The 21,927-nt window shown below is 35.1% G+C and carries 23 protein-coding genes and 1 riboswitch; of the genes, 8 read left to right on the top strand and 15 right to left on the bottom strand.

Annotation, left to right across the window (positions count from 1 at the left end):
- Nucleotides 1-51: 51 nt before the first annotated feature.
- Complete coding sequence (locus NOX80_RS13385) at nucleotides 52-1,113, bottom strand: protein-glutamine glutaminase (protein ID WP_256550300.1); 1,062 nt, start codon at nucleotides 1,111-1,113, stop codon at nucleotides 52-54.
- Nucleotides 1,114-1,309: 196 nt separating this feature from the next.
- Here NOX80_RS13385 and NOX80_RS18635 point away from each other — a divergent pair, with 196 nt between their 5' ends.
- Nucleotides 1,310-1,528 carry a helix-turn-helix domain-containing protein gene (locus NOX80_RS18635; RefSeq protein WP_371926040.1) on the top strand — a complete coding sequence of 73 codons (219 nt, stop codon included), beginning with the start codon at nucleotides 1,310-1,312 and terminating at the stop codon, nucleotides 1,526-1,528.
- Nucleotides 1,529-1,605: 77 nt separating this feature from the next.
- Here the strand turns inward: NOX80_RS18635 and NOX80_RS13390 are convergent, their stop codons facing one another.
- Together NOX80_RS13390 and NOX80_RS13395 are read right to left on the bottom strand one after the other, a co-directional pair.
- Nucleotides 1,606-2,568 carry a protein-glutamine glutaminase gene (locus NOX80_RS13390; protein WP_256550301.1) on the bottom strand — a complete coding sequence of 321 codons (963 nt, stop codon included), beginning with the start codon at nucleotides 2,566-2,568 and terminating at the stop codon, nucleotides 1,606-1,608.
- A gap of 280 nt (nucleotides 2,569-2,848) precedes the next feature.
- Complete coding sequence (locus NOX80_RS13395; protein ID WP_256550302.1) at nucleotides 2,849-3,433, bottom strand: hypothetical protein; 585 nt, start codon at nucleotides 3,431-3,433, stop codon at nucleotides 2,849-2,851.
- Between the two features lie 187 nt (nucleotides 3,434-3,620).
- Between NOX80_RS13395 and NOX80_RS13400 the strand changes: the two genes are divergently transcribed.
- Nucleotides 3,621-4,019 carry a DUF6232 family protein gene (locus NOX80_RS13400; RefSeq protein WP_256550303.1) on the top strand — a complete coding sequence of 133 codons (399 nt, stop codon included), beginning with the start codon at nucleotides 3,621-3,623 and terminating at the stop codon, nucleotides 4,017-4,019.
- Nucleotides 4,020-4,138: 119 nt separating this feature from the next.
- Here the strand turns inward: NOX80_RS13400 and NOX80_RS13405 are convergent, their stop codons facing one another.
- The 3 genes from NOX80_RS13405 to NOX80_RS13415 form a co-directional block, all read right to left on the bottom strand.
- Nucleotides 4,139-4,309 (bottom strand): hypothetical protein, encoded by a 171-nt coding sequence (locus NOX80_RS13405; RefSeq protein WP_256550304.1) that lies wholly within the window; start codon nucleotides 4,307-4,309, stop codon nucleotides 4,139-4,141.
- Between the two features lie 27 nt (nucleotides 4,310-4,336).
- Complete coding sequence (locus NOX80_RS13410; RefSeq protein WP_256550305.1) at nucleotides 4,337-4,876, bottom strand: DUF6934 family protein; 540 nt, start codon at nucleotides 4,874-4,876, stop codon at nucleotides 4,337-4,339.
- 128 nt (nucleotides 4,877-5,004) lie between these two features.
- Nucleotides 5,005-6,180 carry a proline dehydrogenase family protein gene (locus tag NOX80_RS13415; protein WP_256550306.1) on the bottom strand — a complete coding sequence of 392 codons (1,176 nt, stop codon included), beginning with the start codon at nucleotides 6,178-6,180 and terminating at the stop codon, nucleotides 5,005-5,007.
- A gap of 96 nt (nucleotides 6,181-6,276) precedes the next feature.
- Between NOX80_RS13415 and aroB the strand changes: the two genes are divergently transcribed.
- The 4 genes from aroB (at nucleotide 6,277) to NOX80_RS13435 (ending at nucleotide 10,627) form a co-directional block, all read left to right on the top strand.
- Nucleotides 6,277-7,344, top strand: a complete 1,068-nt coding sequence (gene aroB, locus NOX80_RS13420) for a 3-dehydroquinate synthase (protein ID WP_256550307.1) — start codon at nucleotides 6,277-6,279, stop codon at nucleotides 7,342-7,344.
- Between the two features lie 308 nt (nucleotides 7,345-7,652).
- Entirely contained in the window at nucleotides 7,653-9,059 is a 1,407-nt protein-coding gene (locus tag NOX80_RS13425) for an arginine decarboxylase (protein WP_256550308.1), read from the top strand.
- A gap of 55 nt (nucleotides 9,060-9,114) precedes the next feature.
- Nucleotides 9,115-10,086 carry a deoxyhypusine synthase family protein gene (locus NOX80_RS13430; protein ID WP_136401406.1) on the top strand — a complete coding sequence of 324 codons (972 nt, stop codon included), beginning with the start codon at nucleotides 9,115-9,117 and terminating at the stop codon, nucleotides 10,084-10,086.
- Between the two features lie 97 nt (nucleotides 10,087-10,183).
- On the top strand, nucleotides 10,184-10,627 hold the full coding sequence (locus tag NOX80_RS13435) for a DNA primase (protein ID WP_256550309.1): 444 nt from the start codon (nucleotides 10,184-10,186) through the stop codon (nucleotides 10,625-10,627).
- Nucleotides 10,628-10,946: 319 nt separating this feature from the next.
- On the opposite strand, the gene NOX80_RS13440 is transcribed toward NOX80_RS13435, so the two are convergent.
- The 3 genes from NOX80_RS13440 to NOX80_RS13450 form a co-directional block, all read right to left on the bottom strand.
- On the bottom strand, nucleotides 10,947-12,974 hold the full coding sequence (locus NOX80_RS13440) for a hypothetical protein (RefSeq protein ID WP_256550310.1): 2,028 nt from the start codon (nucleotides 12,972-12,974) through the stop codon (nucleotides 10,947-10,949).
- 60 nt (nucleotides 12,975-13,034) lie between these two features.
- Nucleotides 13,035-13,781, bottom strand: coding sequence for a 3-oxoacyl-[acyl-carrier-protein] reductase (fabG, locus tag NOX80_RS13445; RefSeq protein WP_256550311.1), 747 nt, complete (start codon nucleotides 13,779-13,781; stop codon nucleotides 13,035-13,037).
- Between the two features lie 75 nt (nucleotides 13,782-13,856).
- The gene (locus NOX80_RS13450; protein WP_371926042.1) at nucleotides 13,857-15,179 is read right to left on the bottom strand and encodes a Na+/H+ antiporter NhaC family protein; all 1,323 of its coding nucleotides are present in this window, start codon (nucleotides 15,177-15,179) and stop codon (nucleotides 13,857-13,859) included.
- A gap of 61 nt (nucleotides 15,180-15,240) precedes the next feature.
- Nucleotides 15,241-15,336: riboswitch (SAM-I-IV-variant riboswitch) on the bottom strand.
- Nucleotides 15,337-15,468: 132 nt separating this feature from the next.
- On the opposite strand from NOX80_RS13450, the gene NOX80_RS13455 reads away from it, so the two are divergent.
- Both NOX80_RS13455 and NOX80_RS13460 read left to right on the top strand, forming a co-directional pair.
- Nucleotides 15,469-16,005: a Crp/Fnr family transcriptional regulator gene (locus tag NOX80_RS13455; RefSeq protein ID WP_256550312.1), complete on the top strand. Its 537-nt coding sequence runs from the start codon at nucleotides 15,469-15,471 to the stop codon at nucleotides 16,003-16,005.
- Nucleotides 16,006-16,063: 58 nt separating this feature from the next.
- A complete protein-coding gene (locus NOX80_RS13460; protein ID WP_256550313.1) occupies nucleotides 16,064-16,600 on the top strand; it encodes a DinB family protein in 537 nt (178 codons plus the stop codon).
- A 200-nt stretch (nucleotides 16,601-16,800) separates the two neighbouring features.
- Here the strand turns inward: NOX80_RS13460 and sucD are convergent, their stop codons facing one another.
- The 6 genes from sucD to NOX80_RS13490 form a co-directional block, all read right to left on the bottom strand.
- The gene (gene sucD, locus NOX80_RS13465; protein ID WP_136401399.1) at nucleotides 16,801-17,673 is read right to left on the bottom strand and encodes a succinate--CoA ligase subunit alpha; all 873 of its coding nucleotides are present in this window, start codon (nucleotides 17,671-17,673) and stop codon (nucleotides 16,801-16,803) included.
- 109 nt (nucleotides 17,674-17,782) lie between these two features.
- Nucleotides 17,783-18,142, bottom strand: a complete 360-nt coding sequence (locus NOX80_RS13470; RefSeq protein ID WP_256550314.1) for a nuclear transport factor 2 family protein — start codon at nucleotides 18,140-18,142, stop codon at nucleotides 17,783-17,785.
- Nucleotides 18,135-19,073 (bottom strand): UDP-3-O-(3-hydroxymyristoyl)glucosamine N-acyltransferase, encoded by a 939-nt coding sequence (locus tag NOX80_RS13475; protein WP_256550315.1) that lies wholly within the window; start codon nucleotides 19,071-19,073, stop codon nucleotides 18,135-18,137. The genes NOX80_RS13470 and NOX80_RS13475 overlap by 8 nt, the downstream gene beginning before the upstream one ends.
- A 55-nt stretch (nucleotides 19,074-19,128) precedes the next feature.
- Nucleotides 19,129-19,695 (bottom strand): elongation factor P, encoded by a 567-nt coding sequence (efp, locus tag NOX80_RS13480; protein ID WP_256550316.1) that lies wholly within the window; start codon nucleotides 19,693-19,695, stop codon nucleotides 19,129-19,131.
- Nucleotides 19,696-19,737: 42 nt separating this feature from the next.
- A complete protein-coding gene (lpxA, locus tag NOX80_RS13485; RefSeq protein ID WP_256550317.1) occupies nucleotides 19,738-20,523 on the bottom strand; it encodes an acyl-ACP--UDP-N-acetylglucosamine O-acyltransferase in 786 nt (261 codons plus the stop codon).
- A gap of 11 nt (nucleotides 20,524-20,534) precedes the next feature.
- Entirely contained in the window at nucleotides 20,535-21,923 is a 1,389-nt protein-coding gene (locus NOX80_RS13490) for a bifunctional UDP-3-O-[3-hydroxymyristoyl] N-acetylglucosamine deacetylase/3-hydroxyacyl-ACP dehydratase (RefSeq protein WP_256550318.1), read from the bottom strand.
- Nucleotides 21,924-21,927 lie beyond the last annotated feature (4 nt).

Below are 21,927 nucleotides of genomic sequence, written 5' to 3' on the forward strand. Positions count from 1 at the left end.
TCAAATATAAAAAAGAGATCCCTTTAAAAAAGGGATCTTTTAAAAAATCAGTTAAAAAGAACAAAAAGACACGTCCGGTGCGGGCGTAGGTGTACAATCTTTATATCTCATAAAAACATTTAGCACACAATCTGTATTTCGATATTCATCATCATACATAAAGAGTTTTCCTTTCGGACCTCTGTAATATGTATCCCCGGAAGTATTCGCATATGAGACAATATTAGTTTCTCCACAGTTGGAATTGGTGCATGCCGCTCTCCAATCAGTTTCTGTAACAGGACCATCTTTAAATAACGAAGGGTCAATAATTCGTTTTTGGATTTCTCCTGAATCATCTTTATAACTAACCAAAACAGCAACATGATAGCACCAATTTACACAACAGGCTTTATCAAGACTTTGTGCTCTTAAATTACCGTAGACAAATTGTTTCTCACAGTCATATCCATTCTCTGTTAAGATTTGCCTCATTTTATGCGCCCGGGCATAACAGCCATCAACAGGATAGCGAAACGGAATGCATTCTTGTGTAAATGAATGAAATATCCAACAGGACTCATTTCTAATTCGTTCATACATTAGTTTCAATGTATTCAAATCCGGTAGTACAGTTTGTAAATTATTTGCTACTCCTACTCTTTTAGTCTTAAATCTTGCGTTGAAAGACTCTTGTTCAGCTGCAGAAACTTTGTCTACTTTTATAATCTCATTAGTTCCTTCCTTTAAATAAACATTCAGCACCAAACCTTTAGACATCGCATTCTTTACTAATTCAAAATAGCCATTCGTTTCTTCCGTCAATACCATTGTAAAAAACTGAGCATGTAATTTAAATGTAATTTTTAAATCATTTCCTACTTTGGTAACTTTAAGAACACTACCTTTAAAAGAAGGCTGTCCATTCCTTGCCGATTCCTGTGTCGGAAAATTCTTTTCTGAATCGATATTTGAAAAAGAATCCGTGTTTGAACAGTCTGTAAATAAAACAGCCAACATTACTACTATAACTACTATTTTCAGATTAACAGCTTTATGATTTTGCTTTTTTCGTTTTAAATCAGGTATATTCTCTACACTAACTTGGCTTTGATATGATTTTATTTTTAACATAAAAATACTTTCATTTTGTTTATAATTTATTTGAGATTAAGGCCGAATCAGAAAAACCTTAACTTTTCATTTCCCAAATCTATTTGTATTAAATTATACACATTATGCATAATCATTTCTTATTCTACTCTTAAGAAAATTAAATTTATTAATATTACTAATCCCTCTCATTATTAAACATTTACAACGCTTCACAATGATTAGCAGGGCTCTTACTAAAATCAGATTATCAAGACTTGAAAAGAATTATTCTCAAGAATATATAGCTTCAAGATTAAGCATATCTCAAAGTTATTATGGACGTATTGAAAACGGTAAAAAAGAAATTACACTTAAATGTTTATTACAAATACTCGAAATTTTAGAAATAGATTTGGTTACTTTTTTTAGTCAGATTAAAGGTATATCACCTTAAAACTATATATATAACAATCTAATTTACAACGCCTTTTATTCAAAATATGGGTTCTTTTTAAAGGATAAGGTTTTCTTTCAGAATCCACAGTGCGATACATCCGGAGCCGGTGAAGGATAACATCCTACGAGGTTTTTAAATGTTTCCAATACACAATTTGTATTTTTATATTGCTCATCAAATAAATAATAATCACCGGCTTCATTTCGGTAATATACATTTCCAGGCACAGTCGAAAATGATGAAATATAGCTCGTTCCACAAGATGAAGCCGTACAAGCAGCTCTCCACATTTCTGCACTTATAGGAGCATCCTTGAATAACGATGGATCAATAATCAGTTTTTTGATTAAACCTCCCGTTGAATCTTGATATCTTATTTGTACAGCAACATGGTACCCCCATTCAACACAACAATCTTTCACTTCATCTTTAGCTCTTAAATGACCATAAACAAACTGTTTTTCACAATAATAGTTATTACTCTCTATTATTTTCCGCATTTTATGCGCTCTTGCATAACAACCGTCAACCGGATATCGGAATGTAATACAGGTATCCGTTACAGTTAAATCTTCTGAACAGGATTCACTTTTGATTTTAGCAAACAATTGATCTAAGGCTTCATTTCCAACTACAACTCCTATCTCTAAAGGAGGTAATGACAGCTCCGGATTTTTTTCAGGATGAAAAGAGTTAAAATAACTCGTATCACTACCGGTAAGATTTTCAATCTTTACGATTTCATTTGTTTGAGGTCGTAACAAAAAACGTAAAGGTTCTTTTTCAGCTATTGCGTGTTCAATTTGATTGATATAAGCCGAATTTTCAGCATTTTTTTTGATTTTAAAGAGCTGATGTGATAAAATAAATGAGACTTTAAAATAATCCCCATCATCTATTATTTTATCCGGAATATACCGATATATTATCCGACTTTCAAGATTAACAACCTGATCTTTTATCAAATCTTCTTTTCTATTGCAACCAATTACACTTAATAATAGCATTGCTAATACAACCACAATTTTTTTCTTCATAATTATTTAATTTATTGATATCCGTGTCCAGAAACAATCCTGCTTCCTAAACAGCTCTAAATCTTAAATACCTGAATTACTATTGGTTAAAAAAGTCCTTTTAATAAAACAAGAACTTTTGGTATCACTAAATTCTAATTACTTTACTCCATATCCTAAAACTAATAGTATTAAATTATTCACTATATGTATAATTTAGGATTCTATATGAAATACAAAAGCTACTCCGTTGGGAATAGCTTTTGGTTGATTTTTTACAGTATTTCAGTCAGACTTGTCTTTATTTTGCCATAAAATCATTTGCCTCAAAAAATACAGTCCGGATTTCTTTTTCAAACTTCTTATAATCGAGGTCATCTGCATCCGGATTATTAAGGGATATAAACCGGATTATTCCGCCATCAACATTTTTATAAAAATCAAAAACCTGGAATTTTTCAAAAGTATAGCGGGATAAAAGCTGATCTTCCGTTTGCTTATAACTCACAGATGCATAGTTATCTTTTATATCTTCAATTGACATCCCTTTATAATAGAATCCAAAAATAGTAGCAAAAGTCGGCTGATTACTATACATAAACAGAAATTGTTCTGTGTATTTTTTAGGATTCTTATAAAGCAGAATCTGCTTCATTTCCGAATTTTTAAAAAAGATGTATTCTTTATCCACCCTATTGTATACATAATCACCATAGGTATAAAAATTCATTTTCTGCTTCCCTCCATCAAACGTCAATTGAAATTTATTAAACCGATCATTTTGGTCGGAGGCCACTTTTTTTTGTCCGCCCTGATAATAATAATTGGCACATCCGGATAACAGGAATAAAAATGTGACATATAAAATTTTTAATAATCCTTTCATAAGTTTTATGATCAAGTAAAATGTAGCGGTAAAGCTACATAATTGTATCGATATTTTATTATTTTCATACATTACAAGTTTCAAAATTCTGCCAGTATAAAAAAAAGTTTATCTTTTCTTATGGCTTTTCACAATAAGATCTAGTGTTATTTCTCTTCTTTTAACCTTTCAAAAGCATTTAATTATTATGGAAGAAAATAAAAAGGAAAAAAAGACCAACGAAAAAGTCTTTTACCGAGATCTAACAGTTAAGGTTACACAATTTCGCTACATAACTGATAATAAAACTTATGTGATAAAAAACATTTCATTTGTTACAATTAATAAGATTATTGGATGTCGATTTTGTGCTAGGTTTGTAATAATTACAGGTTTTATCGCACTTTTTATCCCAAATGATTTTCAATTAATTATTGGTGCAATTTTAATTGTCTTAGGTGTTATATGGCATATCTGTATCAAGGATTTATTTACTGTATGTATTGGAACAAATGGAGCAAGAATAAACAGCATTACTTCTAGCGATGAAAATTATATCAAAAAGATTGTTGATGCCGTAAACCAAGCGATTATTCATAGAGGTTAATTTTATAACAATGTGTAATTTTACACTGAGATATTTTGCTACAATCAGGTAGCCATAAAAAAACTGCTTAGCGTTTTCTAAGCAGTTTTTTATAAAATATAGTAATCCTTTTCTTTATTTTAAAGCGGAAGTCTTTTTACCCTGCTTAATACTTTTTTAGCTGACTTAATTTTACCGGCAAATAGTTCCTGATCTTTAATAGAAGCGGCAACCAAAGCAAACTGCTCCTGTGCCGTAGCAGACATCGGAATGACATCAAAATGCTTTACTTTTAATTTTTGAGTTGTCATAGTGTTAAAAATTAATGTATTACAAAGTTAACCGTTTTTCTTGTAAACCAAAATGCTTTCATAATGGTTATTAGGTAAATACCGGACAAATTCGTCCCTTTTACTTTCATATCCGAAAAAAATATAGTCCATACTTAATTCTTCAAAATTTTTATCAATGTAATACCGGTATGTTTTAATTCTTCTTTGATAATTTTTACAATGCGCATTACATTTCTTTTTACAAGTGGGTAAACAACGTATAATAAATTCATCATGACTATCACTGCCACTGACAATTAAAACGGCTTCTTTATTTGCTTCAAAAAACAGCGGAACGGAGCTTAAAACAGTATTGAATACTCTGTAAATATCTCCGTTATTACTATTTACATCATCTATTATTCTGTCTAAAGTTCCGTCGTAATCTCCGAAGCCAAAATTATAGACTATCTTGTTCCCCATAGAAGCTACTGGCGTATATTCTATTGCTTTGATTATTGTACTTTTCCCAACACTTTCAAAAAGGTATTGTACTTTTATTTCGCCTGCCGTTTGCTGGATTCCATATACTGATAAACCATTCAATTTTATTTTTTTTATTTAAATAAAATTACGTCTTTATCAGATGTTTTATCGCAAGCGCCAGAGCCAAAACAATACACATTTAACCCAATCAACACTCCATAAAAAAGCCCCGCATGCGGGGCTTTTTATTAATTATCTTCTGTTTTTCGACGTTTTCTTTCGTTTTTCAAAAGTGTTAATTCTCTGCTGGTTTGTCCGGCAACCGAAGTATTTTCTTCTGCACGTCGGATTAAGTACGGCATAACATCACGTACCGGTCCGAACGGTAAATACTTCGATACGTTAAAATCATGAGCGGCTAAATTATAACTGATATTATCACTCATTCCGTATAGTTGTCCGAAAAACACTCTTGAATCATGTTTTGGAATATTGTGTTCTTCCATCAACTGCATCAAACGGTATGAGCTGTTTTCATTGTGTGTTCCGGCAAAAATCGCCATCATATCAATATTTTCAATCATATATTGAATAGCACTATCATAATTGATATCCGTAGCTTCTTTCGAAACACAAATCGGTGATTTATAACCTTTCTCTTCTGCCCGTTTGTTCTCTTTTTCCATATAAGCACCACGAACGATTTTCATTCCGATATGAAAACCTTCCGCTTTTGCTTCCGAATGTAGTTTTTTCAGGTAATCCAAACGATCCCAACGATACATTTGAAGTGTATTATAAATAATCGCTTTTTGCTTGTTGTATTTACGCATCATATCGGCTACCAAATCATCAGCAGCATCCTGCATCCAACTTTCTTCACCGTCAATTAATAAAGCGACATCTTTTTCGTAAGCCGTACGACAAACTTTTTCAAAACGAGCCACTACTCTGTCCCATTCCGTTTGTTCTTCCGGTGTTAATTGTTTTTTCTCACCCAGTTTTTCATATAAGAAAAAACGACCTAAACCGGTTGGCTTGAATACTGCAAAAGGGATTGCTTCTCTTTCTTTAGCAAATTCAATCGTTTTTAACGTCATCTCCAAAGCCGCATCAAACTGTGCTTCATCTTCTTTTCCTTCAACCGAATAATCTAAAACTGATGTTACCCCTTTGGTAAACATTTTATCTACTACTTTCAGACAGTCATCCTCACTAACGCCTCCACAAAAATGATCAAATACAGTGGCCCGTATTAATCCTTCTACCGGTAAATGTGCCTTTAATGCAAAATTAGTCACCGCAGTTCCTATTTTCACCAAAGGTTCATTGTCAATCATTTTAAAAAGAAAATAAGCTCTGTCAAGCTCCGTATCGCTTTTTAGTGCAAAAGCAACCTGTGTGTTGTTAAATATTTTTTCCATTATGTATTGAAAATAGATATGCAAATATAACTACAGTTTAAGAATATATCATAAAAAATCACGATTTTTGCGGGTAGATTATCAATACTTCAAACGATGCAAACAATTCAGGCTAACGGATATTCCATCTTTTTTAACGAAAACTGTTATACATATTTAAGTGAAACACTTCAATCGGATGTTTATTCTAAAATTTTTATCATAGTTGACAGTGAAACAGCTAATTACTGTTTGCCCGACTTTTTAGCCAATTTGGCCACGGAAGTCCCTATTGAAATCATTGAATTTGATGCCGGTGAGGTATTTAAAAACATCGAAACCTGTACCCAAATATGGCAGGCTTTGACCGAATTAGGCGCCGATCGTAAAAGTATCATTATTAATGTAGGCGGCGGTGTTGTAACCGATCTTGGCGGATTTGTCGCTTGTACCTATAAAAGAGGAATTGATTTTATCAATGTACCGACTACCCTTTTGGCTATGGTTGACGCTTCTGTAGGCGGTAAAAACGGTGTCGATCTCGGGAATCTTAAAAACCAGATCGGTGTTATTCAAAATCCGAAAGCGGTATTGGTCGATACTCATTATTTAGGAACACTTCCGCAAAATCAAATGCGATCCGGACTAGCCGAAATGCTAAAACACGGATTGATACAAGATTATGACTATTGGAGACAATTTAGCGACCTTTCCAACCTTAATACAGATGACTTGAATGCGCTAATTCATCAATCAGTTATTATTAAGAATAATGTAGTAACACAGGATCCTACCGAAAAAGGACTGCGTAAAGCGTTAAATTTCGGTCATACATTAGGACATGCCATTGAGAGCTATTGTCTCGAAAATGAAAATAAAACAACTTTATTACATGGTGAAGCAATTGCAGCCGGCATGATTCTGGAAAGCTTTTTATCACTTAAAAAAGGATTTTTAACCGATGCCGAATATCACGAAATTAAATATGTGATTACTGATATTTATCCTACGGTTTCTTTTACCGAAAATGACATTAACAGCATCATCGATTTACTGATTCACGATAAGAAAAATGAATTCGGAAAAGTGAAGTTTGTCCTTTTAAATGAAATCGGTGCGGTAAAAACAGATCAGGACATCGAAAACGGCCTGATTTTTAAGGCTTTTGAAGATTATAAAAACTAAGATTTTTTTAATAAAAATTGTTTTTAAATACGAGGTATTATTTTTTACATTTGTCGCGATGAAAAATAGTCAGAATCCCCACATTCCAAACTGCGGAAACACGCGGAAAAACAGATCCTTGTCAAAAATGCAACGGATTGTTTTTTCGATTAAAAGTGTACGCAATTTTGACATTTTCCTTTTTACCAATCCGCTGCATGAAAAATTGCAGATAATGTATGCTAATATTAGAGTTTGAAAATCGCGTTATACTAAGGAATACTTTTTAAAAGAATTTATTATTATAACCTATAAAGCGATTTATCAAAATGAACACAAAATATTACGACCTTATCAATCAAACTTTCTACTTCCCTCAGGAAGAGTTTACATTAAATAAAGACAACCTTCAGTTTCACAATATCGATCTGATGAAACTGGTTGAACAATATGGTACACCGTTAAAGTTTACCTATTTACCTCAAATTTCCAACAATATCAATAAGGCTAAAGGATGGTTCCGTAAAGCCATGGAAAAACACAAATACGAAGGAAAGTACTACTATTGTTATTGTACCAAAAGTTCCCACTTCGAATTTGTAATGAACGAAGCGTTTAAAAACAATATCCATATCGAAACTTCTTCTGCTTTTGATGTGAATATTGTGGAGAACCTTATGGAACAAGGTAAAATCAATAAAAACACTTATGTTGTATGTAACGGTTTCAAACGTGAACAGTATATCGACAATATTGCACGTTTAATCAATAACGGACATACAAAAACAATCCCTGTAATCGACAACTTTGAAGAATTAGATTTATTACAGGAAAAAATCAACGGGAAATTTAAAATCGGAATCCGTATTGCTGCTGAAGAAGAGCCGAAATTTGAGTTCTATACTTCCCGTTTAGGAATCGGATACAAAAACATCGTACCGTTTTACAGAAAACAAATTCAGGAAAATAAGAATGTGGAGCTGAAAATGTTACACTTCTTTATCAATACCGGTATTCGCGACACGGCTTATTACTGGAATGAGCTTTTAAAATGTATGAAAGTATACATCGCCCTTAAAAAAGAATGTCCGACATTGGATAGTCTTAATATCGGCGGCGGTTTCCCGATTAAAAACTCATTGGCTTTCGAATATGATTATGAATACATGATCAGCGAAATCTTAAACCAGATTAAAATTGCCTGTGACGATGCTGATGTTCCGGTACCGCATATCTTTACCGAATTCGGTTCGTTTACTGTTGGTGAATCCGGTGGTGCTATCTATCAGGTTTTATACCAAAAACAACAAAATGACCGTGAAAAGTGGAATATGATCGATTCTTCTTTTATTACGACTTTACCGGATACCTGGGCAATCAACAAACGTTTTGTTATGATGGCCGTAAACCGTTGGAATGATACCTATGAAAGAGTTCTTTTGGGAGGTTTAACATGTGATAGTGACGATTATTACAACTCGGAACAACACATGAATGCCGTTTACCTTCCGAAGTACAATAAAGAAAAACCATTATATATCGGTTTCTTTAATACCGGTGCTTATCAGGAAACTATCGGTGGTTTCGGAGGATTACATCACTGTCTGATTCCGCAACCGAAACATATCCTTATTGATCGCGATGAAAACGGTATTGTTGCAACAGAAGTATTTTCGGAACAACAAACTGCCGATGAGGTTTTAAAGATCTTAGGTTACGAGAAAAAAGAAAAATAAATTCAGTATGTTTGGCTTTCTATTAAAGCAAACAATAATTTTAAATAAGTAAGAAATGAGTAAAGGACCAATCAGTCAGTTTATTGAAAAGTATTATTTACATTTCAACTCTGCGACGGTAGTTGATGCGGCTAAAGCCTACGAAGCTCAATTACAGAACGGTGCAAAAATGATGGTGACATTAGCCGGAGCCATGAGTACAGCAGAATTAGGAAAGATTTTTGCTGAAATGATCCGTCAAGATAAAGTACAAATCATCTCCTGTACAGGTGCCAACCTGGAAGAAGATATCATGAACCTTGTTGCACACTCACACTATGAGCGTGTTCCCAACTATCGTGATCTGACACCACAGGAAGAATGGGATTTATTGGAAAGAGGTTTAAACCGAGTAACGGATACTTGTATTCCGGAACATGAAGCTTTCCGTCGTTTACAAAAACACATCCACAAAATCTGGAAAGATGCTGAAGATGCAGGTGAGCGTTATTTCCCACATGAATTTATGTATAAAATGTTACTTTCAGGATGTCTGGAGGAATATTACGAAATTGATTTAAAAGATAGCTGGATGTATGCAGCAGCAGAAAAAAACCTACCTATCGTAGTTCCGGGATGGGAAGATAGTACAATGGGTAACATTTTCGCTTCATACGTAATCAAAGGTGAGTTAAAAGCTACAACTATGAAATCAGGTATTGAATACATGACTTTCCTAGCTGATTGGTATACTAAAAATAGTGATAAAGGAGTTGGATTCTTCCAAATCGGTGGTGGTATTGCAGGTGACTTCCCTATTTGTGTAGTTCCGATGTTATATCAGGATATGGAAATGCACGATGTGCCTTTCTGGAGTTATTTCTGTCAGATATCTGATTCTACTACAAGTTACGGTTCGTATTCCGGTGCTGTTCCAAATGAAAAAATCACTTGGGGTAAATTGGATATCAACACACCAAAATTTGTAATTGAGTCGGATGCAACTATTGTAGCACCACTTATTTTTGCTTATCTATTGGATATGTAATTTTTAATGTTTACCCTAAAAAAAACAAGCTTTTTTATTTGAAAATAAGATTTAGGATATTACATTTGAAACAACAACAAGCATTAAAAAACAACGAATGAAAAGAGTAATTGTAGATTACGCTAAGTTAACTAATGAAATCTTAACTCTCTTAGTTGAGAAATTTCCGGACGGATATGATGATTCAGATGTCATCCGTTTTAAAAACGCTAAGAATGAAACAGTTGAAGCAGTTGAAGTACGAACTGAAGACACTATTTACTTAGTAAAAGTGAGCACTAAACTTGCTGACAGAATTGAAAACTTTGATGATGATGACGAAGATATCTCAGGAGAAGACTCTTTAGATATCAAAGGACTTGACATTGAAGACGGTGAAGATGACGATGTTAAAAAAGCAAAAGCAGCTAAACCAAAAAAATCGAATGACGACGAAGAAGATGATGAAGATGATGAAGACGGTGACGATGATGATTATGATGACGACGATGAAGACCGTGATTATGACGAGGAAGATGATGATGAAGACGATGAAGAGTAACATTACAGTTACACAATAAAAACCCATTATAAAGAATCCTGATTTGAAAAAGTCAGGATTTTTTATTTTCCCTTTTGTTAAATTCCTCCGCTGGCGCGAGCGCCAATAAAAAAGAGCAGAAAAGATAAATCCCACGAAAAAGATGGTGCTTATTTTACAGGCATTGCTACCGTATTTCGGATAGACCTTTTGAGATATAGACAGTGACATGGACACGAGTGTGACGCTCGCACCTGAGGTATTTAAGCCAATACAATTAGATTGATTCGCCTATTTAGAAATTAAAAGATTCTGGTTTTATTTTATAAAGAAGTGTAAATTACAACAGACCGTTGTATTTGCGGATAAACCATTCTAAGGCAAGACTTACTATCAAGATGATCAATAGACCTTTCCAATCAATTAACGGCGACTGAGTAATCACAGCTTTTTGTACCGGAATATATTGTGGATTTTCAGCTAAAGCCTTTATTAGAGCATCAACCTGATTCGGATGATACATTTTTCCGTTAGTATTAGCAGCCAATTGTGTTAATCGCGCTACATCCGGATTGACAAATTGTTTTTCAATTTCAAAATCCAGAACTTCAAAATTACCGCTATAAGAAGTTTTTGATTCATTTTCTTTTACAACAAAGCTGTACTGCCCGGCCGCCAAACCATCAAGGTTTACTTTATACTCACTATTTCCTTTTAAGAAATCGTAATTCTTAACAGCATTGGTCGCTTTATTTTTCACTTGTATCGTCAGACGCGCATTTTCATCAAACTCATAATTCTTATTAAAATACTGCGCCGTAATTTCGATTGTTTCACCCGAATTATAAAAACTTTCATGCTGAACAACCAACGATTTTTTCAAGGCATTCGATGCCAGAAATTGTATCGTTTTATCAATAAAGATATCAAACTGTTCAAATGATTTTGTTTTCAAATGACTTTCAACACGCCATTTCCAAATATTTTCACCGAAAAGATAAGCACTCCTTTTTGCTCCGTTTTCAGCAAATACCATTAGCGGATTACCGGATTTTATATTTCGGATTCTGGATTGTAGCAAAACATTGGCATTACCGGTAACCGTTATTGTTCCGAACGGATTTTGTAAAGGAGGCATTTGCTCAAAGCCAATATTATCCAATGCAAAGGCATTAAATTGCGGATTAAAATCGGCTAAAAAATCTTCTTTCTGACTACCAACCCGAAACTGAACAGCTGACTGATATTGATTCAGTAAATTAAAATCGGTTTGTAATCCGGTGATAATCCAACTGTTTAACTGTGCGTTTTTATTTTGTTCCAACAGCTTTTTAAAGTCGGCATTGGGCTGATACAAAACCAACACATTGTAATCATTTAAATTGCTGATTTCATTAGGATTAACAATTGTTACTTTACGTTGTTGATTCGATTCAACTGCCCGTTTTATAGCGCCTAAATCCGGATGATTTAACGAAGCAACTAAAGCAATTTCCGAACGCTGATCAATAACTTCAACCGCAAAGTTTTTGGTATTATTGTATTTGTTTTTCTCGTTTTCTGCCGATGTGATTACAGCCTTATACGTTTGTACTCCTACTTTATCAGCATTTAATAATATCGAAACAGACTGCGCTTTTTTATTAGGTCCGAAGTTTACATTTTGCTTATAAACCGTTCCGTTTCCTTGCTGAATACTAAAAACAGCTGAAACATTTTTTGTTCCGCTATATTGTAAAAAAACTTCAACCGGGAATTTATTTTTCAGGAATGCATATTTATTCACATTCAACTGATTGATTTTCAAGTCTAAAAAGGTAGTAGTATCACCTAAAATCAGCGGATAAACCGTTGTATTTTGCTGAAAACTAAAGACATAATCATTTCCTATCGTCTGATTTCCATCCGTTAACAATACAACCGGGTAATTCTGATTCCGATAAAATTGTTTTAAATTCTGAGCAACCAGATCAATATGCGTTTGCTTTCCGCTAAAATCCGGTTGTTTCCCTGTATTAAAACCGGCATCAAAAGAATAAAGCTGAACATCATATTTTTCTTTTAAAGCACTATTGGTTGCTATTTTTTGAGAAAGAGTCAATGCCGGATTTTCCTGTTTTAATTCCTTTATAGACTGGGAATTATCTACAATGATCGGCAAAGGTGTTTTAATATCCTGATAGGTCTTTCGTGATATAACAGGATTGATCAGCAACACTAATATTGATAATATAGTCAGAAAACGTAAAAAAGTCAGAAACAGATAGATTTTCGATCTGTTTCCGACTTTATATAAGTATTGATAAAACGCTAAACCGAAAGCTATAACAGCGGCTAATATCAGCAATACAATCGTAGATACAGTCATTATAATTTCAGTGTATTAATCTTTTAATTTTAAGCGCTTTACTATTATTTATCTAAATTATTATGTTAACATTCCTCCGTCAACATTCAACACCTGACCGGTTACATAAGCACTCATGTCTGATGCCAAGAAAACGCAAGCATTTGCTACATCTTCAGGAGATCCGCCTCTTTTCAACGGAATATTTTCGCGCCATCCTTTTACTACATCTTCATTCAGTTTTGCTGTCATTTCCGTTTCAATAAAGCCCGGAGCAATTACGTTACAACGAATATTACGAGAACCTAATTCTAATGCAACAGATTTAGAAAAACCGATAACTCCCGCTTTTGAAGCCGCATAGTTTGTTTGACCTGCATTTCCTTTTACTCCTACTACTGAACTCATGTTAATGATAGAACCGGCACGGTTTTTCAACATAATTCGCTGAACGGCTTTCGTCATATTAAAAACCGATTTTAAATTTACGTCAATAACGCTGTCGAAATCTTCTTCCGAAATACGCATTAAAAGGTTATCTTTTGTTATTCCCGCATTATTGATCAGGATATCCACGTTTCCGAATTCTGCAATTACGTCATCAACCAATTTTTGCGCTTCATTAAAATCAGCTGCATTTGACTGATAGCCTTTTGCTTTTACGCCCAAAGCCGATAATTCGTTTTCCAAAGCTTTCGCTGCTTCGGCAGAAGCACTATAAGTAAAAGCTACATTAGCACCTTGTTTAGCAAATACTTCAGCAATTCCTCTTCCGATTCCTCTACTCGCTCCTGTGATGATTGCGGTTTTTCCTTCCAGTAATTTCATATTTAAGATTAAGTTTGTTTATTTGAAATAAGTAACAAATATAACAATTCGGTTTTTAATCCGTTCCTTATGTTGCTAAACTTTAAAGAATTTATTAGCTAATCGGTCCCAGAACCTACTGTAGATCGCAATCAGTGTAAACAGAAACAGAAATAATACATACCAGGCGTTTCCGATCAAATCCAAAAAGCCTAGTTTTCCTCCGGCAAAACTCAGCAATAGTAATACTTGTGCGCCATATGGTAATATTCCCTGAACTACACATGAAAAGATATCCAGTATTGTTGCTGTCTTACGGGAACTCAAATGATATTCATCGTTAATCTCTTTTGCAATGCTTCCGGTAATCACAATCGACACTGTATTATTGGCAATGGCCAGATTTACAAAACTAACCAACGCACCGATACCCAATTGCGCTGATCTTTTACTTTTAATCCGGGCTTTTACCGTACGCAACACATAATGAATTCCTCCTGCCTGTTCTACCAATGCGGCCAATCCGCCGGTTAACATCGATAACAGAAAGATATCCGTCATACTAAGAAATCCGTCGTAAATGATTTTTGTAAAATCAAGTAACGGAAAATCATTCCCCAGTAAACCAATAATTCCGGCAACTACAATTCCGGTCAAAAGCGTGACAAAAACATTCAATCCGGCTACAGCCAAAACAATCACCAATAGATAAGGTAAAAGACTAATCCATTCGTAATTCCCTTTTTCGATGACAACCGCTGTCGTTTCGCCGCTAAATCCGAAAAACAATAACACTAAAACGGTAATAATAGCTGCCGGCAAGGCAATAAACAGGTTTACTTTAAATTTATCTTTCATTTCACAACCTAATGACTGTGTTGCTGCGATCGTGGTATCGGAAATAATGGACAAGTTGTCTCCTAACATGGCACCACCTAATAATGATCCGCAAATTAAAGGTAATGAAGCTCCGCTTTTATCGGCCAGACTTACAGCAATTGGTCCTAATGCTACAATTGCTCCTACAGAAGTTCCGGTTGCTGTTGATAAAAATGAAGCAATCAGAAAGATGCCCAACGGAAAATATTCGGCATTAATATGATTAATTCCAAGATTCACGACTGATTCAACACCTCCCATTGCTTTGGTTACACTGGCAAAAGCACCGGCCAATAGATAAATAAGACACATGGTCATAATTTTACTATCACCACAACCTTTAATCAGAGTATCCACTTTATCTGACACAGATGGTTTGAACAACAAAAATGCCGCGATAATACCGGTTATAACGGCTACCGGTGACGGAAAGGCATAAAAGTCATCCAACAGGATACCGGCTCCTAAAAAAGTAATAATAAATACGAAGAACGGCAGTAAAGCCAAGGCACTGCCTTTTGTTTTTGATTTTTTCATCATCGATTGCTTAAAAAATTAAAGCTCACGTGACAAGCAAAACCGAACCAGAAAGTAAGTGTGTAAAAACAACATTTTTTCCAACAGGATTGGCTTATCGTTTTAGCACCTTGCTTGTTGTTGCAGGTTGCTATCTCTTATGAGATTCGTGATAACTGTGGCAAATATAGTTCTTTTTTTATTATTTTATCACTAAAATCAATCGGATCGTGATTTTTAATCATTCCGCAACCGTTTTAACAACTTTATACAGGAATTGACAGTATATTCATTTTTTAGTACTTTAGCTTCTATGTCACCAATCGATCAACTTAACACGCTTCTTACTCAAAATCACCTTTGGGAAACTGAAACCGTTTACAAAAGGAATGCATATCTGATAACTAAAGGCAATCAGGATGCTTCCGTTTTTTTTATTGTTGACGGTAGTGTCCGGGTTTATACTATTGATAAAGAGGACGAAAATACGATACGATTTGGCTATAAAAACTCATTTGTCACCGCGATTGATTGTTTTTTTACGGATAATCCAACCCAATTTTACATTCAGGCTTTAAAAAAGACCACTGTTAAAGTTATTTCTAAAAAGATATTACTTGATTTTATTCAAAGTGATAAGCAATTACTCCAATTATGGAATACCATTTTAGGTCAATTGATCATTCAACAAATGGAACGGGAAAGGGATTTATTAATGACTTCTCCAGTTGATCGGTATAAAAGTGTTCTAAAACGCAGTCCACAGGTATTTCAGGAAATTCCGGATAAATATATTGCATCTTATCTGCGAATGACAGCCGAGACATTGTCAAGAATTAAAAAATCTTGATTCCGGTCAATTTTTTTGTGTCGGACAACCTCGAATTTTGCAGTAAATAATTCTAATTATGGAAACCAAACAAATACTGGACGAGCTGACCCGAATAACTTTATACAATATTGAAGTGGCTAATTCTTTTAAAAACCTGGACTTACAAAAACTAAACCGGCGATCATCAACAACCAGTTGGAGTATCTTAGAATGCATTGAACATCTGAATCGATATGGTGATTTTTATATTCCGGAATTAAATTATCGCATAACAAATGCCCGTTATACACAACCGACATTACAATACAAACCGGGTTTATTGGGCGGTTATTTTGCGAGAATGATGAAAGCTGAAAATCCGACTAAGATAAAATCTTTAAAAAACTATAATCCAATCGGTAGTCAACTGGATCATCAGGTGCTGACAATTTTCATTTCTCAACAGGAAGCTTTACTTCTTTGCCTTGATAAAGCCCGTCATATCAATCTGATAAAAAACAAAACGGCTATTAGTATCAGTAAATTAATCCGTTTGCAATTGGGCGATACTTTTTCATTCCTGATTTATCACAACGAACGTCATATCAAACAGGCGCTACGGGTTCATTCCTAAACCTGACAGGTTTCGAAATCAATAAAGTTAACAGGTATATCAGCAATGCGAAATCAAAAACCTGACAGGTTTATTAGCAATCTAGTAAAGACCTGTCAGGTTTATGTAGGTTTATTAGCAATCTAGTAAAGGCCGTCAGGTTTAATAAAAAAAGCTGACTTTGTAAGGCAGCTTTAATATTTATGATGATTCGGAATTAATTATCCTAATACTTCTTTTACTTTTTTACCGATTTCAGCAGGAGAATCAACTACGTGAATACCGTTTTCTCTCATGATACGTTTTTTAGCTTCAGCTGTATCATCAGCACCACCAACGATAGCACCGGCGTGTCCCATTGTTCTTCCTTTCGGAGCTGTTTCACCAGCGATAAATCCGATTACCGGTTTACGGTTACCGTCCGCTTTGATCCAACGTGCTGCATCAGCTTCTAATTGTCCGCCGATTTCACCGATCATGATGATACATTCTGTTTCAGGATCGTTCATTAATAATTCTACTGCTTCTTTAGTTGTTGTTCCGATGATCGGGTCACCACCAATTCCAATAGCAGTTGTGATACCTAGACCTTGTTTTACAACCTGATCAGCTGCTTCATAAGTTAATGTACCTGATTTAGAAACGATACCAACAGTTCCTTTTTTGAAAACAAATCCTGGCATGATACCTACTTTAGCTTCACCCGGAGTGATAACTCCCGGACAGTTAGGCCCTACCAAACGACAGTCTCTGTGTTTAATATAATCATAAGCTTTGATCATATCTGCAACCGGAATACCTTCAGTAATTGTAATAATTACTTTAATACCCGCATCAGCAGCTTCCATAATTGCATCCGCTGCAAAAGCCGGCGGAACGAAAATAATTGTTGTATCAGCACCGGCCTGGTCTACTGCATCTTTAACCGTGTTGAAAACCGGACGATCTAAATGCGTTGTACCTCCTTTACCCGGAGTAACACCACCTACAACATTACTTCCATATTCAATCATTTGTGTAGCATGGAATGTTCCTTCACTACCTGTAAATCCTTGAACAATTATTTTAGAATCTTTATTTACTAAAACACTCATGATATTTTTTTTATATTATTTTTAAAAACTGTGTTGCAAAAATAGGGTTTTGAACGTAATCGAAGAAAGTTTTTTCAAACTTTTATCGGCTATTTTTTATTTTTTTCGTCTAACTCAACTGGCTCATCTGATAAACCTTATAAAGCCTGTTATCCTTTAGTTCACAGATAACCATAAAATGGGCTAAAACGAGTTCTTCATTGGGATTTTCAATTGGCGATACATAATGGGTGTAATTCACTGATACCAGATGATTTTCTTCCAAAATATGACTGATTTCAATCCTTGAAGCGATATACGATTTACTTAATTCTGTTGCCAGTTCCAGTAAATCCTGTTTATCAAGTTGTAAAAAACCTTTGGAACTATGCCAGTTAAAGCTGATTTCATCATGCAAAAAATCTTCCATTAAAGTTTTATTTAAAGGACCATTCGATTGATAAAATGCTTTAACCAGTTCTTTACTCATTTTTATTAATTTGTGTTAGAATTTGCGGTATTTTTTTCACATAAGCCAACTGTTTCAATTTTTCCCTTGACTCTTCAGCCGGATAACCGAAATAGACTTTTCCTCCTTCTAACGATTTTGAAACTCCGGATTGTGCCAATACGACTGCTTTTTCTCCAATCGTAATACCACTTGTTGTCCCAACTTGTCCCCAAAGTGTTACTTCATCTTCAATAATCACACATCCGGCAATTCCGGTTTGTGCCGCTATAAGACATTTTTTACCGATTACGGTATCATGTCCGATATGCACCTGATTATCAATTTTAGCACCTTCACGAATAGTCGTATCACCGGTAACCCCTCTGTCAATAGTGCACAAAGCACCGATTCCGACATTGCTCTCGATTACTACGCGACCGCAGGAAACCAACTGATCAAAACCTTCCGGACGTTTTTTATAGTAAAATGCATCAGCTCCTAAAATACTTCCGGCATGAATAATAACATTATCGCCGATAACTGTGTCATCGTATAAAGTAACATTCGGATGAATCAGACAGTTTTTACCGATTACTACATTATTTCCGATAAAACAATTGGGTTGGATAATTGTTCCTTCACCAATAATTGCAGTATCTGAAATAGCAGCATTCGTTGCGCGAAACGGTTTAAAGTGACGGGATAATTTATTAAAATCACGGAACGGATCATCTGATAATAGTAAAGCTTTCCCTTCCGGGCAATCGACTTCTTTATTAATCAGAACAATGGTTGCCGCCGATTGTAATGCTTTATCGTAGTATTTCGGGTGATCTACAAAAACAATATCACCCGGTTCAACTACATGGATCTCGTTCATTCCCAAAACCGGAAAATCGGCATCACCTATATATTTACAATCGATTATTGCAGCGATTTCACTTAAAGTATATGCTTTTGTAAACTTCATAATAAGCTTAAGATAAAATTGGGCAATAAAACTATTGCCCAATGAAGATAAATTATTATTCTTTTACTCGTTCCATATAGGATCCGGTAGCGGTATCAATTTTAATTTTGTCACCTTCGTTGATAAACAAAGGAACGTTAATAGAAGCACCCGTTTCTACTTTTGCCGGTTTAGTAGCATTTGTAGCGGTATTTCCTTTAACTCCCGGTTCTGCATAAGTTACTTCTAAAACAACAGAAGCCGGCATATCAACTGATAATGGCAAATCAGTTTCTGTATTGATCTGAACCATTACGTTTTCACCTTCTTTTAATAAATCCGGAGCATCCAGAATGTCTTTATTTAATGCGATTTGTTCATACGTTTCAACATTCATAAAGTGAAAATCATTTCCTTCCGCATATAAAAACTGGAATTTATGTGTTTCTACCCGAACCACTTCAATTTTATGTCCTGCCGAAAATGTATTGTCCAATACTTTACCATTGGTTACACTTTTCAATTTCGTTCTTACAAATGCAGGTCCTTTTCCTGGTTTTACGTGTAAAAATTCAACAATTTTATAAATATCATTATTGAACTTGATACATAGTCCGTTTCTAATATCAGCTGTACTCGCCATTTTTATTTGTTTATTTTATTTAAAAATCTGTTTGCTTACTTATTAATATATACCGGTATATCCTTTCATTACTCCTCTTGAGGAATTTCGGATAAACAGGATAATTTCATCGCGCTCCGGTGTTGCTTCCATTTCTGCTTCAATTATACTTAAAGCCTGAGTTGTATTGTAGTTTTTCTGATATAAAATTCTGTAAATATCCTGTATTTCTCTGATTTTTTCAGTTGAAAAACCTCTTCTTCTCAATCCAACGGAATTAATTCCCACGTAAGATAACGGTTCTTTTGCCGCTTTTGTAAACGGAGGAACATCTTTACGCAACAGGGAACCTCCTGAAATCATAGCGTGCTCTCCGATATTGATAAACTGGTGAACAGCTGACAGACCTCCGATGATTGCAAAGTCGCCAACCGTTACGTGACCTCCTAAAAGTACACCGTTTACGATAATTACATTATCTCCGATATGACAATCGTGAGCGATATGCGCTGCTGCCATGATCAGACAGTTTTTACCTATTTTAGTAACTCCGGATGCTACCGTACCTCTATTAATCGTAACACATTCTCGAACAGTAGTGTTATCTCCGATTAATGCTAAAGAGTCTTCACCTCCGAATTTTAAATCCTGAGGTACCGCAGAAATAACGGATCCGGGGAAAATATTACAGTTTTTACCGATTCGGGCACCTTCCATAATGGTTACATTGGAACCTATCCAAGTCCCTTCCCCTATCTCAACATTATTATGGATCGTTGTAAAAGGTTCAATCACCACATTTTTCGCAATCTTTGCGCCCGGGTGTACGTATGCTAAGGGTTGATTCATACTTTGCTTGTTTAGTTCTTTCTCACGATTTGCGCCATCAATTCGGCTTCAGTGACTAATTTACCATTCGAATAGGCACTTGCCTGCATATGGCAGATTCCTCTTCGAATTGGTGACAACAGGTCTAATTTAAATACCAGAGTATCGCCCGGTAATACTTTATTTTTGAATTTTACATTATCAATTTTCATAAAGTAGGTCAGGTAATTCTCCGGATCCGGTACGGAACTCAAAATAAGAATACCTCCGGTTTGCGCCATCGCTTCCACGATTAATACGCCCGGCATTACTGGTGCTCCGGGAAAATGTCCTACGAAGAAATCTTCGTTCATGGTTACATTTTTCAATCCTACCACATGTGAATCCGACATTTCCAATATACGGTCTACCAACAAGAACGGCGGACGGTGTGGCAACATCGACATAATCTTTGTTACATCCATTAACGGTTCTTTATGAAGATCATATACCGGAACCTGATTGCGTTGTTCTGTTTTTATAATTTTAGACATTTTTTTAGCGAATTGCGTGTTTACAAAGTGTCCCGGTTTGTTTGCGATAACTTTCCCTTTGATTCGGGTTCCGATTAAAGCCAAATCACCGATCACATCCAATAATTTGTGTCGTGCGGCTTCATTCGGGTAATGCAACGTCAGGTTATCTAAAATCCCGTTTGGTTTTACCGAGATTTTTTCTTTTCCGAACGCTACTTTTAATCGCTCCATTGTTTCTTGTGAGATCTCTTTATCTACATAAACAATAGCATTATTCAGGTCACCACCTTTAATCAATCCGTGTTCTAAAAGACTTTCCAGTTCGTGTAGAAAACTAAATGTTCTACAATCTGCAATTTCTGTTTTAAACTCATTGATTGATTTCATGGTTGCATTTTGCGTTCCTAAAACTTTAGTTCCGAAATCAACCATTGTTGTTACCTGATACTCATCAGCCGGCATAACGATAATTTCGCTACCGGTTACTTCATCTGTATAAGAAATTACTTCTTTTACCACATATACATTTCGTTCTGCATTCTGCTCTTCAACACCTGCTTTTTCGATTGCTTCAACAAAATATTTGGATGAACCATCCATAATTGGCGGTTCTGACGCATCTAATTCAATAATAACGTTATCGATATCACATCCTACCAATGCGGCCAATACGTGTTCTGACGTTTGAATTTTAACGCCTTTCTTTTCCAGATTGGTTCCTCTTTGCGTGTTTATAACATAGTTGGCATCCGCTTCAATGATCGGTTGTCCTTCTAAGTCTACACGTACAAAGGTGTAACCATTATTTACAGGGGCCGGCTTAAAGGTCATTGTAACTTCCTGACCGGTATGCAGTCCTACTCCTTTTAATGAAATTTCGTTCTTAATGGTTGTTTGCTTAACCATGGCT

The organism is Flavobacterium cerinum (genome assembly GCF_024496085.1).
GTDB classification, from domain to species: domain Bacteria; phylum Bacteroidota; class Bacteroidia; order Flavobacteriales; family Flavobacteriaceae; genus Flavobacterium; species Flavobacterium cerinum_A.

Excerpts from the sequence above, each read along its gene's own strand:
- NOX80_RS18635 (WP_371926040.1), top strand. The coding sequence starts at position 1,310 with ATGATTAGCAGGGCTCTTACTAAAATCAGATTATCAAGACTTGAAAAG.
- NOX80_RS13475 (WP_256550315.1), bottom strand. The coding sequence starts at position 19,073 with ATGAAGTTTACAAAAGCATATACTTTAAGTGAAATCGCTGCAATAATC.
- NOX80_RS13450 (WP_371926042.1), bottom strand. The coding sequence starts at position 15,179 with ATGATGAAAAAATCAAAAACAAAAGGCAGTGCCTTGGCTTTACTGCCG.
- NOX80_RS13385 (WP_256550300.1), bottom strand. The coding sequence starts at position 1,113 with ATGTTAAAAATAAAATCATATCAAAGCCAAGTTAGTGTAGAGAATATA.
- NOX80_RS13405 (WP_256550304.1), bottom strand. The coding sequence starts at position 4,309 with ATGACAACTCAAAAATTAAAAGTAAAGCATTTTGATGTCATTCCGATG.
- NOX80_RS13440 (WP_256550310.1), bottom strand. The coding sequence starts at position 12,974 with ATGACTGTATCTACGATTGTATTGCTGATATTAGCCGCTGTTATAGCT.
- NOX80_RS13490 (WP_256550318.1), bottom strand. The coding sequence starts at position 21,923 with ATGGTTAAGCAAACAACCATTAAGAACGAAATTTCATTAAAAGGAGTA.
- NOX80_RS13400 (WP_256550303.1), top strand. The coding sequence starts at position 3,621 with ATGGAAGAAAATAAAAAGGAAAAAAAGACCAACGAAAAAGTCTTTTAC.
- NOX80_RS13435 (WP_256550309.1), top strand. The coding sequence starts at position 10,184 with ATGAAAAGAGTAATTGTAGATTACGCTAAGTTAACTAATGAAATCTTA.
- NOX80_RS13455 (WP_256550312.1), top strand. The coding sequence starts at position 15,469 with ATGTCACCAATCGATCAACTTAACACGCTTCTTACTCAAAATCACCTT.
- efp (WP_256550316.1), bottom strand. The coding sequence starts at position 19,695 with ATGGCGAGTACAGCTGATATTAGAAACGGACTATGTATCAAGTTCAAT.
- NOX80_RS13425 (WP_256550308.1), top strand. The coding sequence starts at position 7,653 with ATGAACACAAAATATTACGACCTTATCAATCAAACTTTCTACTTCCCT.
- NOX80_RS13470 (WP_256550314.1), bottom strand. The coding sequence starts at position 18,142 with ATGAGTAAAGAACTGGTTAAAGCATTTTATCAATCGAATGGTCCTTTA.
- NOX80_RS13430 (WP_136401406.1), top strand. The coding sequence starts at position 9,115 with ATGAGTAAAGGACCAATCAGTCAGTTTATTGAAAAGTATTATTTACAT.
- NOX80_RS13460 (WP_256550313.1), top strand. The coding sequence starts at position 16,064 with ATGGAAACCAAACAAATACTGGACGAGCTGACCCGAATAACTTTATAC.
- NOX80_RS13395 (WP_256550302.1), bottom strand. The coding sequence starts at position 3,433 with ATGAAAGGATTATTAAAAATTTTATATGTCACATTTTTATTCCTGTTA.
- NOX80_RS13390 (WP_256550301.1), bottom strand. The coding sequence starts at position 2,568 with ATGAAGAAAAAAATTGTGGTTGTATTAGCAATGCTATTATTAAGTGTA.
- fabG (WP_256550311.1), bottom strand. The coding sequence starts at position 13,781 with ATGAAATTACTGGAAGGAAAAACCGCAATCATCACAGGAGCGAGTAGA.
- aroB (WP_256550307.1), top strand. The coding sequence starts at position 6,277 with ATGCAAACAATTCAGGCTAACGGATATTCCATCTTTTTTAACGAAAAC.
- NOX80_RS13415 (WP_256550306.1), bottom strand. The coding sequence starts at position 6,180 with ATGGAAAAAATATTTAACAACACACAGGTTGCTTTTGCACTAAAAAGC.
- sucD (WP_136401399.1), bottom strand. The coding sequence starts at position 17,673 with ATGAGTGTTTTAGTAAATAAAGATTCTAAAATAATTGTTCAAGGATTT.
- lpxA (WP_256550317.1), bottom strand. The coding sequence starts at position 20,523 with ATGAATCAACCCTTAGCATACGTACACCCGGGCGCAAAGATTGCGAAA.